Origin of the sequence: Pseudomonas sp. PDM15, from assembly GCF_014851565.1 — a bacterium.
Classification (GTDB): Bacteria; Pseudomonadota; Gammaproteobacteria; order Pseudomonadales; family Pseudomonadaceae; genus Aquipseudomonas.
In genome coordinates this window covers 270,293-284,139 of the sequence record NZ_JACVAA010000006.1, presented here as the reverse complement: position 1 = coordinate 284,139, position 13,847 = coordinate 270,293, and the positions used below count along the sequence as shown (strand labels likewise).

Below are 13,847 nucleotides of genomic sequence, written 5' to 3'. Positions count from 1 at the left end.
GATAGAAGCGTTGGCCAGTAAAAGACCGAAACGTTCTAGGTGAAATTACCCAGCATCCATCAGTAGCCGTCTCGTGGGGCGCATTGCACGCCCCAGTCACATCTATACGGGTCAGCGCACCACGATGCCGCGGCTGGCCAGGTAGGCCTTGGCTTCCGGCACGCTGTATTCGCCGAAGTGGAAGATGCTGGCGGCCAGCACCGCATCCGCCTTGCCTTCGAGGATGCCCGCGGCCAGGTGTTCCAGGTTGCCGACGCCGCCGGAGGCGATCACCGGGATGCCCACCATCTCGCTGATGGCGCGGGTCACACCCAGGTCGTAGCCGCTCTTCACGCCGTCCTGGTCCATGCTGGTCAGCAAGATCTCGCCGGCGCCGAGGTCTTCCATCTTCTTCGCCCAGAGCACGGCGTCCAGGCCGGTCGGCTTACGCCCGCCATGGGTGAAGATTTCCCAGCGGCCCGGCTCGCCCGGCGCAGAGACGCGCTTGGCGTCGATGGCGACGACGATGCACTGGGAGCCGAAACGATCGGCGGCCTCGCCGACGAATTCCGGATTGAACACCGCAGCGGTGTTGATCGAGACCTTGTCCGCGCCGGCATTGAGCAGGTTGCGGATGTCCTGCACGGTACGCACGCCACCACCAACTGTGAGCGGGATGAATACCTGGCTGGCCATGCGCTCCACCGTATGCAGCGTGGTGTCGCGGCCGTCGACGCTGGCGGTGATGTCGAGGAAGGTGATCTCGTCGGCGCCCTGCTCATTGTAGCGGCGGGCGATTTCCACCGGGTCGCCGGCGTCGCGGATGTTCTCGAACTGGACACCCTTGACCACGCGGCCGTTGTCCACGTCGAGGCAGGGGATGATGCGCTTTGCCAGTGCCATGCTATAGCTCCGTCGACTTACTCGACCTTGTTCTTCAGGTCGCAGATGGCCTGGGCCTCGGCCACGTCCAGGGTGCCTTCGTAGATCGCGCGACCGGTGATGGCGCCGATGATGCCGCGATTGTTGGTGTCCAGCAGGGCCTGGATGTCGCCGATGTTGTGGATGCCGCCGGAGGCGATCACCGGGATGCGGCTGGCGTTGGCCAGAGCCACGGTCGCCGGGATGTTGCAGCCCTGCATCATGCCGTCTTTGGCGATGTCGGTATAAACGATGGCGGACACGCCGTCGGCCTCGAAGCGCTTGGCCAGGTCGGTGGCCTGCACGGTCGATACCTCGGCCCAGCCGTCGGTGGCGACGAAGCCGTCCTTGGCGTCCAGGCCGACGATGACCTTGCCCGGGAAAGCCTTGCAGGCATCGGTGACGAACTGCGGATCTTTCACCGCCTTGGTGCCGATGATCACGTAGCTGACGCCGGCCTTGACGTAGTGCTCGATGGTTTCCAGGGTGCGGATGCCGCCGCCGATCTGGATCGGCAGGTTCGGGTAGCGCTTGGCGATGGCGGTGACCACTTCACCGTTGACCGGCTGGCCTTCGAAGGCGCCATTCAGGTCGACCAGGTGCAGACGGCGGCAGCCGCCCTCGACCCACTTGGCGGCCATGCTCACCGGATCGTCGGAGAACACCGTGGAGTCTTCCATGCGGCCCTGGCGCAGACGTACGCAGGCGCCGTCCTTGAGATCGATAGCGGGGATAATCAGCATCGGTTGAACCTGCTCAAGTCGTGAATTCGGTGAAGGGTCAGCTCTTCTCGAGCGCCCACAGGTCACTCTCCAGGCTGGCGAAGCGGTCGGACAGCACCGCCTGCACATCGGAGATCGCCTTGTTGTAGTAGTGCGGGGCAATGTCGCGGCTGATCAGGTCGAGCACTTCCTGCACCTCGAACGAGCCCAGCTCGAGCTCGAAGCGGTCTTCCAGAAAACGCCCCAACACCTGCAATGCCGCCTGCTGCTGAGCACCTTCGAGCTCCAGCTGCGCAGTCTTCTTGCCCCGGCTCATTTACCTGCGGCCATCCCAGGTGACGAAGTTCTGCAGCAGCTGCAGGCCATGGGTATGGCTCTTCTCCGGGTGGAACTGCACGGCGAAACGCGAGCCGTCGGCCAGCGCCGCAGCGAAATCCTTGCCGTAATGGCCGCCACCGACCACTTGCGCCGGGTTGCCGGCCTCGATGTAGTAGCTGTGCACGAAGTAGAAGCGGCCGTGGTTCGGAATCTCGTGCCACAGCGGGTGGTCGACCACCTGGGCCACTTCGTTCCAGCCCATGTGCGGCACTTTCAGGTGCTCGCCGCCTTCATGCAGGTCCTTGCCGAAGAAGCGCACCTGGCCGGGGAACAGGCCGATGCAATTGACACCACCGTTCTCCTCGCTGCGCTCCAGCAGGGCCTGCATGCCGACGCAGATACCGAGGAACGGGCGATCCTGGCTGACTTCGCGCACCAGGCTGTCGAAGCCCAGGCGCTTGATCTCGGCCATGCAGTCGCGGATCGCGCCGACGCCGGGAAACACCACGCGGTCGGCCTCGCGGATCACAGCGGCGTCGCTGGTGACGATCACTCGCCCGCCGCCAACGTGCTCCAAAGCCTTGGCCACCGAGTGCAGGTTGCCCATGCCGTAGTCGATGACGGCAACCGTCTGCATCAGAGCACGCCCTTGGTCGACGGCATCTGCCCGGCCATGCGCGGGTCCAGCTCGACGGCCATGCGCAGGGCGCGACCGAAGGCCTTGAACACCGTCTCTATCTGGTGGTGGGTATTGGTGCCACGCAGGTTATCGATGTGCAGGCTGACCAAGGCATGATTGACGAAGCCCTGGAAGAACTCCTGGAACAGGTCCACGTCGAAGCCACCGACCACCGCGCGGGTGAAGGGCAAGTGCATCTGCAGGCCCGGGCGACCGGAGAAGTCGATCACCACGCGCGACAGCGCTTCGTCCAGCGGCACGTAGGAATGGCCGTAGCGGGTCATGCCCTTCTTGTCGCCCACGGCCTTGGTGAAGGCCTGGCCGAGGGTGATGCCGACGTCTTCCACGGTGTGGTGGTCGTCGATGTGCAGGTCGCCCTTGCACTGGATGTCCAGATCAATCAGCCCGTGACGGGCGATCTGATCGAGCATGTGCTCGAGGAATGGCACGCCAATATCGAACTTGGCCTTGCCAGTACCATCCAGGTTGATCGAGACCTTGATCTGGGTCTCCAGGGTGTTGCGCTCGACGGATGCCGTACGTTCGGCCATCACCAGCTCCCGAAAGTGCCTGTGGAAAAGGCGGCCATTATAGGCGGGCCGTGGCTTGGACGGCTACCGGCGGTGGTCGGGGTCGTGGCTATCGGCGCGATTGAGCTGGCTTTACACTGCGCAGCCTGCTCTTGCGAGGAAGTTCGTCATGCCCGTTCTGGTCGAAATCGTCAGCCGCCCGTCCGCCCAGGACCACACCGACCTGGGCAAGGTCTACGCCGACGCGCCGGACTGGCTGCTGGAGCCCTACACCAGCGTCGACGCCCTGCTCGCCGACGGCATCGGCAGCGGCAAGCTGATCGCCGGGCGCTTCAACGATCGCCTGCTGGGCGCCGCCCTGCTGCAGCGCGGCGAGACGCACTGGCGCCTGTCGCACCTGTGCGTGCGCAAGCTCACCCGCAAGCGCGGCGTGGCCCGGCGCATCCTCGACGAAGCCAGGCGCCTGGCAACCGAGGCCGGCAAGCCGCTGCACCTGGCCGCTCCCAAGGATCACCTGGAGAGCCAGGCCCTGGCCGCGCGCACCGGCCTGCCGCTGGACAATCTGTAAGACCTAGGACGCCTGCGCCACCTGCGGCCGCGCCGCCAGCCACACCAGCCATAGCAGGCTGGCCAGGCAGATACCGGCCAGGCCCAGCCCCAGTGCCAGCTGCTGCTGCGCCAGCCACAGCACCCAGGCCAGCGCCGCGCCCGCCATCAGCACCTGACGCCCCGCCTCCACCTTCCACAAGGCGCGCCTGCCCTCGAACAGCAGGCCCAGGCCAACGCACCCTGCCAGCACCAGCGGCACCAGCAGCAGCGCGTGCCACAGCTCGGCGCGCTTGACCGCCGCCAGATAGCTCAGGGCCATGGCGTTGATCACCACGAACTGGATAAAGGCGTACCACTTCAGGCTCGCCGGATAGACGCAGTCGAACTTGTCCGCGCCCATCTTCGGCCAAGGACGCTCGGCCACGTCCGCCGGGCGCCAGCCGGTGGGCATCCACCACAGGCGCAGCTTGTCCCACCAGGAGCGTGTCGCCATGGCGTCGGCCCACAGCAGGCGCCACCAGGAGAACTGCAGGCGGATCGGGTCGAAGGTGCGCACCGGGGTGGTCACGCCGTAGCGCACCGGCTCGTCCTCGTCGGCATAGGTGCCGAACAGGCGGTCCCAGATCAGGAAGACGCCGCCGTGGTTCTTGTCGATGTAGCGGTCGTTCTGCCCGTGATGCACGCGGTGGTTGGTCGGCGTGACCATAAACCACTCCAGCACGCCCAACCGGCCGATATGCTGTGAATGAATCCAGAACTGGTACACCAGCTGCGCGCCGAGCAACACCAGGAACAGCGGCAACGGCAGACCGAGTAGCGCCAGCGGCAGGTAGAAAGGCCAGTCGAAGGCGGTCTGGAAGGCACCCTTGCGCAGCGCGGTGGACAGATTGAAGTCCTCGCTGGAATGGTGCGGCTGGTGTGCGCCCCACAGCAGGTTGTAGCGGTGCAGGCTGCGGTGCGCCCAGTAGAAGCAGAAATCCACGGCGATGAAGCCGAGCAGCCAGGTCCAGGGCGAGGCCGGATCTAGCGTCCACAGCCGCACATGCTCGTACAGCCAGGCATAGGGAATCACCAGCAGCAGGCGCAGCGGCCCCTCCAGCAGCACGCGCAGCACCGCGGTGTTGATGCTGGTGGTAGCGTCTGCCAGGCGATAGGTGTGGCGGCCGCTCCAGCGCTCATAGGCGAGCTCCAGCAGCATCAGCAGGATATACAACGGCACGGCCATCACCACGATATTCATCACCACCTCACAGGCGAATCCTTGTTGTTATGCTGGCAGCCTAACCCCGGAACGCCGGCGGCGGATGGGCCGTCGCTGCCAAAACGGCTTTCCCCGCGCGCCATCGCAGGCACGCGCCGCAGGGGAACCGCTCGTCGACTGGGTCATCCAACCCCCTGCCACGCATGGCGCTCGCCGCGCCACACGGCGGCGGTATACTCCCGCCCCTATATAAAAGAACCCCACACAAGGACTGGTCCATGAAAGCCATTGGCAAAATCCTGGGTCTGGTATTTCTCGGGCTGCTGCTGATCATCGTCGGCCTCGGCTTCGCCCTGACCCACCTGTTCGACCCCAACGACTACAAGGACGAGATCCAGCAACTGGCCCGCGACAAGGCCAACCTCGAGCTGAAGCTCAATGGCGACATCGGCTGGAGCCTGTTCCCCTGGCTCGGCCTGGAGCTGACCGACGCCACCCTGGCCAGCGCCGACACCCCGGACAAGCCCTTCGCCGACCTGCGCCTGCTCGGCCTGTCCGTGCGCGTGCTGCCGCTGCTGTACCAGGAAGTGCAGATGAGCGACATCCGCGTCGATGGCCTCAACCTGACCTTGCAGCGCGACGAAAAAGGCCGCGGCAACTGGGAAGGCGTCGGCCAGCCGGCCAAGCCCGCGCCCAGCGAACCAGCGCCAAGCGCAGCGAACGAGCCTAGCGACACCACCGCGCAGACCAGCGACGAGAGCGGCAAGCCGGTCAAGCTGGACATCGACAGCCTGACCATCAGCACGTCGCGCATCGACTACCACGACGCCAAGAGCGGCAAGCAGTTCAGCGCCGAGGGCATCGAGCTGTCCACCGGCGCCATCCGCGAGGGCGCCGACATCCCGATCAAGCTGCTGGCCTTCCTCGGCACCAACCAGCCGGTAATGCGTGCCAAGACCGAGCTGCAGGGCCTGCTGCGCTTCGACCGCGGCCTCAAGCGCTACCAGCTGCAGGACCTCAAGCTGGCCGGTGAAGCCTCCGGCGAGCCACTCAACGGCAAGACTCTGACCTTCTCCAGCCAGGGCCAGCTGCTGCTCGACCAGTCCGCCCAGGTGGCCGAATGGACCGGCATCAAGCTCTCCGCCAACCAGCTGCGCGCCCTCGGCGAGCTGAAACTGCGCGACCTGGACAAGACCGCCCAGCTGGAAGGCAATCTGTCGCTGGCGCAGTTCAACCTGCGCGAATTCCTCGACGGCATCGGCATCGCCCTGCCCGCCATGCGCGACGGCAGCACCCTGAAGAGCCTCGAGATGTCTGCCCGCCTGGCCGGCACGCCGAGCAGCGTCAACTTCAACGACCTCAGCCTGAAGCTCGACGACAGCGCCTTCACCGGCACCCTGGCGGTCAGCGACTTTGCCAAACAGGCCCTGCGCGTGCAGCTCAAGGGCGACAAGCTCGACCTCGACCGCTACCTGCCGCCCGAGAACAAGGACGCCGACTCCGGCGCGGCACGCAAGGGTGAAGTCAAGGAGGCCGTGGCCGCCGCCGGCAAGAGCGGCACCTCGCAACTGCCCAGCGCGCCGACCCAGCAGGCCTGGAGCAGCACGCCGCTGCTGCCGCTGGAGACCGTGCGCAAGCTCGACATCGAGGCCGCCATCAGCCTCGGCCAGCTGACTTTGAGCAAGCTGCCAGTCGAGGACGCGCGCATCAACCTGACCGCCAAGGGCGGTGTGATCGACCTCAAGGAGCTGCGCGGCGATCTGTACGGCGGCGAATTCGCCGTGCGCTCGCAGCTCGACGCCCGCCAGGCCATCCCGCTGCTGACCGCCAACAAGCAGCTCAAGCGCATCCCCGTCGAGAAGCTGATTGAGGCTCGCGGCGAGAAAGCGCCGGTCCGCGGCCAACTCGACCTGAGCGCCGACGTGCGCACCCAGGGCAACAGCGAGAAGGCTTGGATCGACGCCCTCAACGGCACCGCCCGTTTCAGCCTGAGCGACGGCGTGCTGGTCGACGCAAACCTCGAACAGCAGCTGTGCCAGGGCATCGCCACCCTCAACCGCAAATCCTTGTCCGGCGAGCCGCGCGGCAAGGACACCCCGTTCGAGGAGCTGCACGGCAACCTGAAATTTACCAACGGCGTAGCCAGCAACCCGGACCTCAAGGCACGCATTCCCGGCCTGACGGTGAACGGCGACGGCGATCTCGACCTGCGCGTGCTGGGCATGGACTACCGCGTCGGCATTGTCATCGAGGGCGACAAGGGCGCCATGCCGGACCCGGCCTGCCAGGTCAACGAACGCTATGTCGGCCTGGAATGGCCACTGCGCTGCCGCGGCCCGCTGGAACTGGGCGCCAAGGCCTGCCGCCTGGACAAGGACGGCCTCGGCAAGATCGCCGCCAAGCTGGCCGGCGACAAGCTCAACCAGAAGCTGGAAGAAAAGCTCGGCGACAAGGTCAGCCCGGAACTCAAGGACGCACTGAAGGGCCTGTTCAACCGATGAGCCCCGAGCAGTTCAATGGCGCCGTGCTGGCCTGGTATGACGTGCACGGCCGCAAGGACCTACCCTGGCAACAGGGCATCACCCCCTACCGGGTGTGGGTCTCCGAGATCATGCTGCAGCAGACCCAAGTCAGCACCGTGCTCGGCTACTTCGACCGCTTCATGGACGCTCTGCCCACGGTAGAAGCGCTAGCCGCGGCGCCGGAAGACGAGGTGCTGCACCTGTGGACCGGCCTCGGCTACTACACCCGCGCGCGCAACCTGCACAAGGCGGCGAAGACGGTGGTGGAGCAGCATGGTGGCGAGTTCCCGCGCTCGGTCGAGCAGCTCGCCGAACTGCCCGGCATCGGTCGCTCCACCGCCGGCGCCATCGCCAGCCTGAGCATGGGCCTGCGCGCGCCGATCCTCGACGGCAACGTCAAACGCGTACTGGCCCGCTACAAGGCCCAGCACGGCTACCCGGGCGAACCCAAAGTGGCCGACCAGCTGTGGCAACTAGCCGAACAGCTGACCCCGCATGAGAGGGTCAACAACTACACCCAGGCGATGATGGACCTGGGCGCCACCCTCTGCACTCGCAGCAAGCCGAGCTGCCTACTGTGCCCAGTGCGTGATGGCTGCCGCGCGCACCTGCTCGGCCGCGAGACCGACTTCCCCGAATCCAAGCCACGCAAGGCGCTGCCGCAGAAGCGCACGCTGATGCCGCTGCTGGCCAACCACGAAGGCGCCATCCTGCTCTACCGCCGCCCCTCCAGCGGCCTGTGGGGCGGTCTGTGGAGCCTGCCGGAGCTGGATGATCTGGCCGGCCTCGCGCCACTGGCCAGCCAGCACTCGCTACGCCTCGGCGAGCCGCGCGAACTGGCCGGGCTGACCCATACTTTCAGCCACTTCCAGCTGGCCATCGAGCCCTGGCTGGTGCCCGCCGAGCAGGCCAGCCCCGTCGTGGCCGAGGGCGACTGGCTCTGGTATAACCTCGCCAGCCCGCCGCGCCTGGGCCTGGCCGCCCCGGTGAAGAAGCTCCTCAAGCGAGCCGCGGAAGCACTGAATGCAGGAGAAATCTCATGAGCCGTACCATCCATTGCCGCAAGTTCAACGAAGACCTGCCCGGCCTCGATCGCCCGCCCTACCCCGGCGCCAAGGGTGAGGACATCTACAACAACGTGTCGAAGAAAGCCTGGGACGAGTGGCAGGCGCACCAGACCATGCTGATCAACGAGCGCCGGCTGAACATGATGAATGCCGAGGACCGCAAGTTCCTCCAGGCCGAGATGGACAAGTTCCTCTCCGGCGAGGACTACGCCAAGGCCGACGGCTACGTGCCACCGAGCGCCTGATGCGGATGCGGGCCGGAAACGGCCCGCGTCACCCCGAAAACTCGTAACCGCCCGTCTGTACTGAAATTTTTTTAATCCTCTGGCTTGACACTGTCCGGCCAAATCCGTTTAATTGCGCCCCGTTGCCCAGATAGCTCAGTTGGTAGAGCAGGGGATTGAAAATCCCCGTGTCGGCGGTTCGACTCCGTCTCTGGGCACCAAAATATAGAAACCCCTGATTCCGCAAGGTCTCAGGGGTTTTTGCTATCTACGGCGCAGGAACCGCGCCCATGCTTCGGCGAGTGGAGCCCAGATGGAATTCATCCAGCTTGTCATCGACTTCATCCTGCACATCGACCGCCACCTGGCGGAACTGACCGCCGCCTACGGGCCGTGGATCTACGGCATCCTGTTCCTGATCATCTTCTGCGAGACCGGCCTGGTGGTGACGCCCTTCCTGCCCGGCGACTCGCTGCTGTTCGTCGCCGGCGCCATTGCCACCCAGGACGCGATGAACGTGCACATCATGGTGCCGCTGCTGATCATCGCCGCCGTCCTCGGCGACGCGGTGAACTACAGCATCGGCCGCTTCTTCGGCGCCAAGCTGTTCGCCAACACGGACTCGAAGATCTTCCGCCGCCGCTACCTGGAAGTGACCGAGGCCTTCTACGACAAGCACGGCGGCAAGACGATCATCCTCGCCCGCTTCGTACCCATCGTGCGCACCTTCGCCCCCTTCGTCGCCGGCATGGGCCACATGCCCTACCGCCGCTTCGCCACCTACAACGTGATAGGTGCGGTCGTCTGGGTCACGCTGTTCAGCTATGCCGGCTACTTCTTCGGCAACCTGCCGGTGGTGCAGAGCAACCTGCACTACCTGATCGTGGCGATCATCTTCGTCTCGATCCTGCCAGGAGTAATAGAAATATTCCGCCAGAAAGCCAAATCCAGCATTAACAGCCCACGCCACTAACCATCAATCGATAGTCAGGAAGGAACCATGGCAATAATCAACGGAACAACTAGCAATGACATTCTTGCTGGCTCTTTACAATCCGATGAGTTTGTTGGCGGACAAGGCAGTGACACTATCACCGGAGGCCCTGGCACTGACATCGCCCACTATAGCGGAGTTTCCTCTGACTATAGTTTTACATGGGAAAATGGCTATCTAGTCAGCACCGATATCAATCTAGCCGATGGCGACGACGGCACAGACAAGCTCACGGGGATTGAGCAGTTAAAGTTCCTTGACACCACCCTCAACGTGAAAGCTGGCGGAGTCACTCTAGTAAACACGACCACCGCTGAAAATCAGCAGATGGCCAACATCATAACGCTCTCCGATGGAGGCCGCGTAATCGCTTGGAGCGGCCAAGGCCGGGACGATGCCAACGGTATATATATACAGCGTTATGACGCCGCCGACATTCCAATCGGAGGCGAGGTACTTGTAAACACCACCACTATCTTTACCCAGAAGTCTCCCGCCCTAGCGCCAATGCCAGGCGGCGGCTGGTTAGTTGCCTGGGTTGGCGACAGCACAGCCAATAGCAACGACATCTATCTGCAACGCTACAATGTCGATGGAAGCCCAAACGGCACCGAAACCCGGGTGAACTCCCACTTGCAAGGAAACCAAGAATTCCCACAGATAACTATCCTATCAGATGGGGGATGGGTAGTTTCTTGGCAAGGGTGGGACCAAAATTCCAACTGGAACACCTTCTTCCAGAGATATGATTCAAACGGAATCGCTCTCGGAAGCGAGTTTCAACTGAACAGCGCCACCACCGCTTACAACGCAACTAATACGGCTTTGCAAGATGGAGGCTGGCTGACAGCCTGGTACGAGAGGAACTCCATTCACACCCAGCGCTATGATGCAGATGGAAATAAGATAAATAGCGAGGCAATAGTAAGCGGAACAACCCCAACTCCCACCATCTATGAGCCCTCCGCGATTACGCTCCCCGATGGGGGCTGGCTAATTGCGTGGTGGACCGGGGTAGACCCAACAACAACCCAACCCAAGCTTTATACCCAACGATATAATGCAGACGGTAATTCGATAGGCAGCGCAACGCTTTGCGCGACAGGCTCGATGATGGAGGGCGCACCTACAAGCCTTGCCTCCCTTGCAGACGGAGGCTGGGTAATAGCCTGGGAGGATGCCTACCCCAATAGAATCGTTCTCCAACATTACAATGAAGATGGCGACCTATTAGGCAGCCCAATAGCTTTAAACCCCCAAAATATATTGGTTCACAGCCCTAGCGTATCTGCACTACCAGACGGAGGCTGGATTGTGACATGGCAATCTGGAGATCCCAGCACTGCACATCAAACCCTGTATTACGGTGAAATTTATAGCCAACGCTATGATGCGTCAGGGCAGCCTCAATTGGCAGAAATCCAAGGAGATCATGGAGCAAACAGCATCACGGGCAACGGAGATATAACGCTAGCAGGAGGCTTAGGAGATGACACCTATACGATAATTGACAATCGCACACAAATCCTGGAGCTATCCAATGAAGGGCTTGATACAGTTCTATCTTATGCTCGCGACCACACGCTATATTTGAATGTCGAGAATGGCCGAATTCTTGCCAGCGGTGCGGCCAACCTAGCAGGCAATGACCTTAATAATACTATTTACGCGAGCACCGACGACAATATATTGAATGGAGGCTCAGGCATAGACACAGTCTCTTATATAGGCTCCAATAGCGCTATATCTGCAGACCTTTACATCACCTCGACTCAATCGACTGGCGGCTCCGGCTTTGACACTCTTATCTCCATCGAGAATCTGATCGGCTCCAACTATAACGACAGACTCTACGGCGACTCAGCTGAAAATTGCTTGATTGGCCATATGGGCGACGATGTTTTAAATGGTCAAGCGGGCGCAGACAATATGATCGGCGGCGATGGATCTGACACCTACTACGTTGACCACATTAACGATGTAGCCGACGAAACCAATGCCGACCTCAGCATTGGCGGCATAGATATTGTCTACAGTTACGCCACCAACTATAGCCTCGGCGCCAACATCGAAAATGGACGCATCATAGCTACCGACGCGTCCAATCTCACCGGAAATAATCTCAATAACATTCTCTACGCAGGAATGAATAACAACATCCTGATTGGTGGCAGCGGCACAGATACGGTCTCCTACCAAGATGCTGATAGCGCAATCACTGCAAGCCTGGCTATCACCTCCACGCAAGCAACAGGCGGGTCCGGCTTGGACACCCTAAGCGACATCGAAAATCTGACCGGCTCCCACTACAACGACAAGCTGACCGGCAATTCCGCCAGTAACAAGCTCAGCGGCGGCCTCGGAAATGACACTCTTGATGGAGGAGTTGGCGCAGACAGCTTGATCGGCGGCGATGGCTCAGATACCTACTGCATAGACCACGCCAGCGATGAGACTATCGAGACAACTAGTGACGCCAGTATTGGCGGCACTGACATCGTGTACAGTTACCTGACCAATCACACCTTGGGCAACAATATAGAGAACGGGCGTATCGCGACAAATGATAGCGCCAACCTCACAGGCAACAGCCTCGGCAATATTCTCTACGCCGGCGCCGGCAACAATACTCTCAACGGTGGAAACGGTACCGATACCGCGACTTATGTTTACGCCACCAGCGCAGTAACTATCAGTCTGGCAATAGCCACGGCGCAGCTTACTGGCGGATCAGGGGCCGACACTCTAATAGCCATTGAAAATCTAAGTGGCTCTACCTATAACGACAACCTGACCGGCAACTCTACCAATAACAGGCTAATCGGCGATCGTGGCAATGACACCCTTAACGGGGGAGCCGGCGCGGACACTATGATAGGCGGCGATGGCTCAGACGCTTACTTTATCGACAATATCGGCGATGCAGTAAGTGAGATTAACGCAGACAAAACTGTCGGCGGGACCGATCTTATATTGAGCTACCTTAACAGCTATACTTTGGGAGCGAATATCGAAAACGGGCGAATTCTTGCATCAAGCTCAGCCAACATCACTGGTAACGACCTCGATAACGTGCTAACTTCCGGCATCGGGAGCAATATATTGAATGGCGGTAGCGGACAGGATACCGCCTCTTATATTTACTCCAGCAGCGCCATTACAATAAATCTTTCCAGCGCAACAGCTCAGGCCACTGGCGGCTCTGGCTCTGACACGCTGATATCTATCGAAAGCCTTATAGGCTCCAATTACAATGACATCTTGGTCGGCAATACCTCTAATAACATATTGAATGGAGGTTTAGGCAACGACACATTGAATGGAGGCACTGGCGCCGACTCCATGGTTGGTGGCGATGGTTCAGATACGTACTACGTAGAAAATGCCGGTGATGTCGTCAGCGAAACTAATGCGAATATCACCCAGGGAGGCACCGATACAGTTTTTAGTTATCTCGCCAACTGCACTCTAGGCACCAATATAGAGAACGGCCGGGTCCTATCGGTTGTTTCGTCCAATTTGATTGGCAATGGACTGAACAACACACTAAGTGCAGGCATCGGCAACAACATACTGAACGGCGGAAGCGGCACTGATACCGTCTCCTATAGCTATGCTAGTAGTGCCGTTACGGTGGACCTATCCAACACCAGCATCCAGACTACCGGGGGCTCGGGCTCAGACACCCTGATATCAATCGAAGACCTTGTTGGATCTGGCTACAACGATACTTTAACGGGGAGCGCGGGCAACAACGCGCTGTACGGCGGAGCTGGTAATGACCGTTTGACCGGCGGCGGGGGGAAAGACTTCCTAGTCGGTGGCGCTGGCAACGATACTTTCGCTTTCAGCACCTTGTCAGATAGCGGGATAACCAGCACAAGCTGGGACGTCATCCATGACTTCCTGAGCGGTACCGACAAGATTGACCTGTCCAAGCTGGATGCCAATACCGCCGCCAGCGGTGACAACGCCTTCACCCAAGTGATAGGCAGCACTGCCGCCTTCACGGCAGCAGGTCAGCTGAAGCTGAATGGCGGAGTGCTTTACGGCAACATCGACACAGACGCAGACGCCGAGTTCGCCATCCAGCTGGTCGGCGTCACCAGCGCCTCACTGGCCGATTTCATCGCCTGAGTCC

At 61.3% G+C, this 13,847-nt stretch carries 12 protein-coding genes and 1 tRNA gene; 7 read left to right on the top strand and 6 right to left on the bottom strand.

Features of this window, described 5'->3' with window-relative positions; all coding sequences use genetic code 11:
• Nucleotides 1-111 precede the first annotated feature (111 nt).
• Genes hisF through hisB form a run of 5 tightly spaced genes read right to left on the bottom strand, consistent with a single transcriptional unit; the run spans nt 112 to nt 3,170 of the window.
• Nucleotides 112-882: an imidazole glycerol phosphate synthase subunit HisF gene (hisF, locus tag IB232_RS18040; RefSeq protein ID WP_192399966.1), complete on the bottom strand. Its 771-nt coding sequence runs from the start codon at nt 880-882 to the stop codon at nt 112-114.
• Nucleotides 883-899: 17 nt separating this feature from the next.
• Nucleotides 900-1,643 carry a 1-(5-phosphoribosyl)-5-[(5-phosphoribosylamino)methylideneamino]imidazole-4-carboxamide isomerase gene (gene hisA, locus IB232_RS18035; protein ID WP_192399965.1) on the bottom strand — a complete coding sequence of 248 codons (744 nt, stop codon included), beginning with the start codon at nt 1,641-1,643 and terminating at the stop codon, nt 900-902.
• Nucleotides 1,644-1,680: 37 nt separating this feature from the next.
• On the bottom strand, nt 1,681-1,938 hold the full coding sequence (locus IB232_RS18030) for a DUF2164 domain-containing protein (protein ID WP_192399964.1): 258 nt from the start codon (nt 1,936-1,938) through the stop codon (nt 1,681-1,683).
• Nucleotides 1,939-2,577 (bottom strand): imidazole glycerol phosphate synthase subunit HisH, encoded by a 639-nt coding sequence (hisH, locus tag IB232_RS18025; RefSeq protein ID WP_192399963.1) that lies wholly within the window; start codon nt 2,575-2,577, stop codon nt 1,939-1,941. It lies immediately after the preceding gene.
• Nucleotides 2,577-3,170 (bottom strand): imidazoleglycerol-phosphate dehydratase HisB, encoded by a 594-nt coding sequence (gene hisB / locus IB232_RS18020; RefSeq protein WP_192399962.1) that lies wholly within the window; start codon nt 3,168-3,170, stop codon nt 2,577-2,579. Before hisB ends, hisH begins: the two co-directional genes overlap by 1 nt.
• Nucleotides 3,171-3,318: 148 nt before the next feature.
• On the opposite strand from hisB, the gene IB232_RS18015 reads away from it, so the two are divergent.
• Nucleotides 3,319-3,717: an acetyl-CoA sensor PanZ family protein gene (locus IB232_RS18015; protein WP_192399961.1), complete on the top strand. Its 399-nt coding sequence runs from the start codon at nt 3,319-3,321 to the stop codon at nt 3,715-3,717.
• Between the two features lie 3 nt (nt 3,718-3,720).
• On the opposite strand, the gene IB232_RS18010 is transcribed toward IB232_RS18015, so the two are convergent.
• Complete coding sequence (locus IB232_RS18010; RefSeq protein ID WP_192399960.1) at nt 3,721-4,938, bottom strand: sterol desaturase family protein; 1,218 nt, start codon at nt 4,936-4,938, stop codon at nt 3,721-3,723.
• Between the two features lie 239 nt (nt 4,939-5,177).
• On the opposite strand from IB232_RS18010, the gene IB232_RS18005 reads away from it, so the two are divergent.
• From IB232_RS18005 to IB232_RS17980, 6 genes are all read left to right on the top strand, one after another.
• Nucleotides 5,178-7,400, top strand: a complete 2,223-nt coding sequence (locus IB232_RS18005) for an AsmA family protein (protein ID WP_192399959.1) — start codon at nt 5,178-5,180, stop codon at nt 7,398-7,400.
• The gene (gene mutY / locus IB232_RS18000; protein ID WP_192399958.1) at nt 7,397-8,464 is read left to right on the top strand and encodes an A/G-specific adenine glycosylase; all 1,068 of its coding nucleotides are present in this window, start codon (nt 7,397-7,399) and stop codon (nt 8,462-8,464) included. The genes IB232_RS18005 and mutY overlap by 4 nt, the downstream gene beginning before the upstream one ends.
• A complete protein-coding gene (locus IB232_RS17995) occupies nt 8,461-8,733 on the top strand; it encodes an oxidative damage protection protein (protein WP_192399957.1) in 273 nt (90 codons plus the stop codon). Before mutY ends, IB232_RS17995 begins: the two co-directional genes overlap by 4 nt.
• A gap of 124 nt (nt 8,734-8,857) precedes the next feature.
• Nucleotides 8,858-8,933 (top strand) — tRNA-Phe (locus tag IB232_RS17990).
• 92 nt (nt 8,934-9,025) lie between these two features.
• A complete protein-coding gene (locus IB232_RS17985; protein ID WP_192399956.1) occupies nt 9,026-9,685 on the top strand; it encodes a DedA family protein in 660 nt (219 codons plus the stop codon).
• A 27-nt stretch (nt 9,686-9,712) separates the two neighbouring features.
• Complete coding sequence (locus IB232_RS17980; protein ID WP_192399955.1) at nt 9,713-13,843, top strand: beta strand repeat-containing protein; 4,131 nt, start codon at nt 9,713-9,715, stop codon at nt 13,841-13,843.
• The last annotated feature ends 4 nt before the right edge of the window (nt 13,844-13,847 follow it).

Bases quoted from the DNA above. Each gene is read 5' to 3' on its own strand.
- IB232_RS17980 (WP_192399955.1), top strand. From the start codon at position 9,713: ATGGCAATAATCAACGGAACAACTAGCAATGACATTCTTGCTGGCTCT.
- IB232_RS18010 (WP_192399960.1), bottom strand. From the start codon at position 4,938: ATGAATATCGTGGTGATGGCCGTGCCGTTGTATATCCTGCTGATGCTG.
- mutY (WP_192399958.1), top strand. From the start codon at position 7,397: ATGAGCCCCGAGCAGTTCAATGGCGCCGTGCTGGCCTGGTATGACGTG.
- IB232_RS17995 (WP_192399957.1), top strand. From the start codon at position 8,461: ATGAGCCGTACCATCCATTGCCGCAAGTTCAACGAAGACCTGCCCGGC.
- IB232_RS18015 (WP_192399961.1), top strand. From the start codon at position 3,319: ATGCCCGTTCTGGTCGAAATCGTCAGCCGCCCGTCCGCCCAGGACCAC.
- IB232_RS17985 (WP_192399956.1), top strand. From the start codon at position 9,026: ATGGAATTCATCCAGCTTGTCATCGACTTCATCCTGCACATCGACCGC.
- hisH (WP_192399963.1), bottom strand. From the start codon at position 2,577: ATGCAGACGGTTGCCGTCATCGACTACGGCATGGGCAACCTGCACTCG.
- hisA (WP_192399965.1), bottom strand. From the start codon at position 1,643: ATGCTGATTATCCCCGCTATCGATCTCAAGGACGGCGCCTGCGTACGT.
- hisF (WP_192399966.1), bottom strand. From the start codon at position 882: ATGGCACTGGCAAAGCGCATCATCCCCTGCCTCGACGTGGACAACGGC.
- IB232_RS18030 (WP_192399964.1), bottom strand. From the start codon at position 1,938: ATGAGCCGGGGCAAGAAGACTGCGCAGCTGGAGCTCGAAGGTGCTCAG.
- IB232_RS18005 (WP_192399959.1), top strand. From the start codon at position 5,178: ATGAAAGCCATTGGCAAAATCCTGGGTCTGGTATTTCTCGGGCTGCTG.
- hisB (WP_192399962.1), bottom strand. From the start codon at position 3,170: ATGGCCGAACGTACGGCATCCGTCGAGCGCAACACCCTGGAGACCCAG.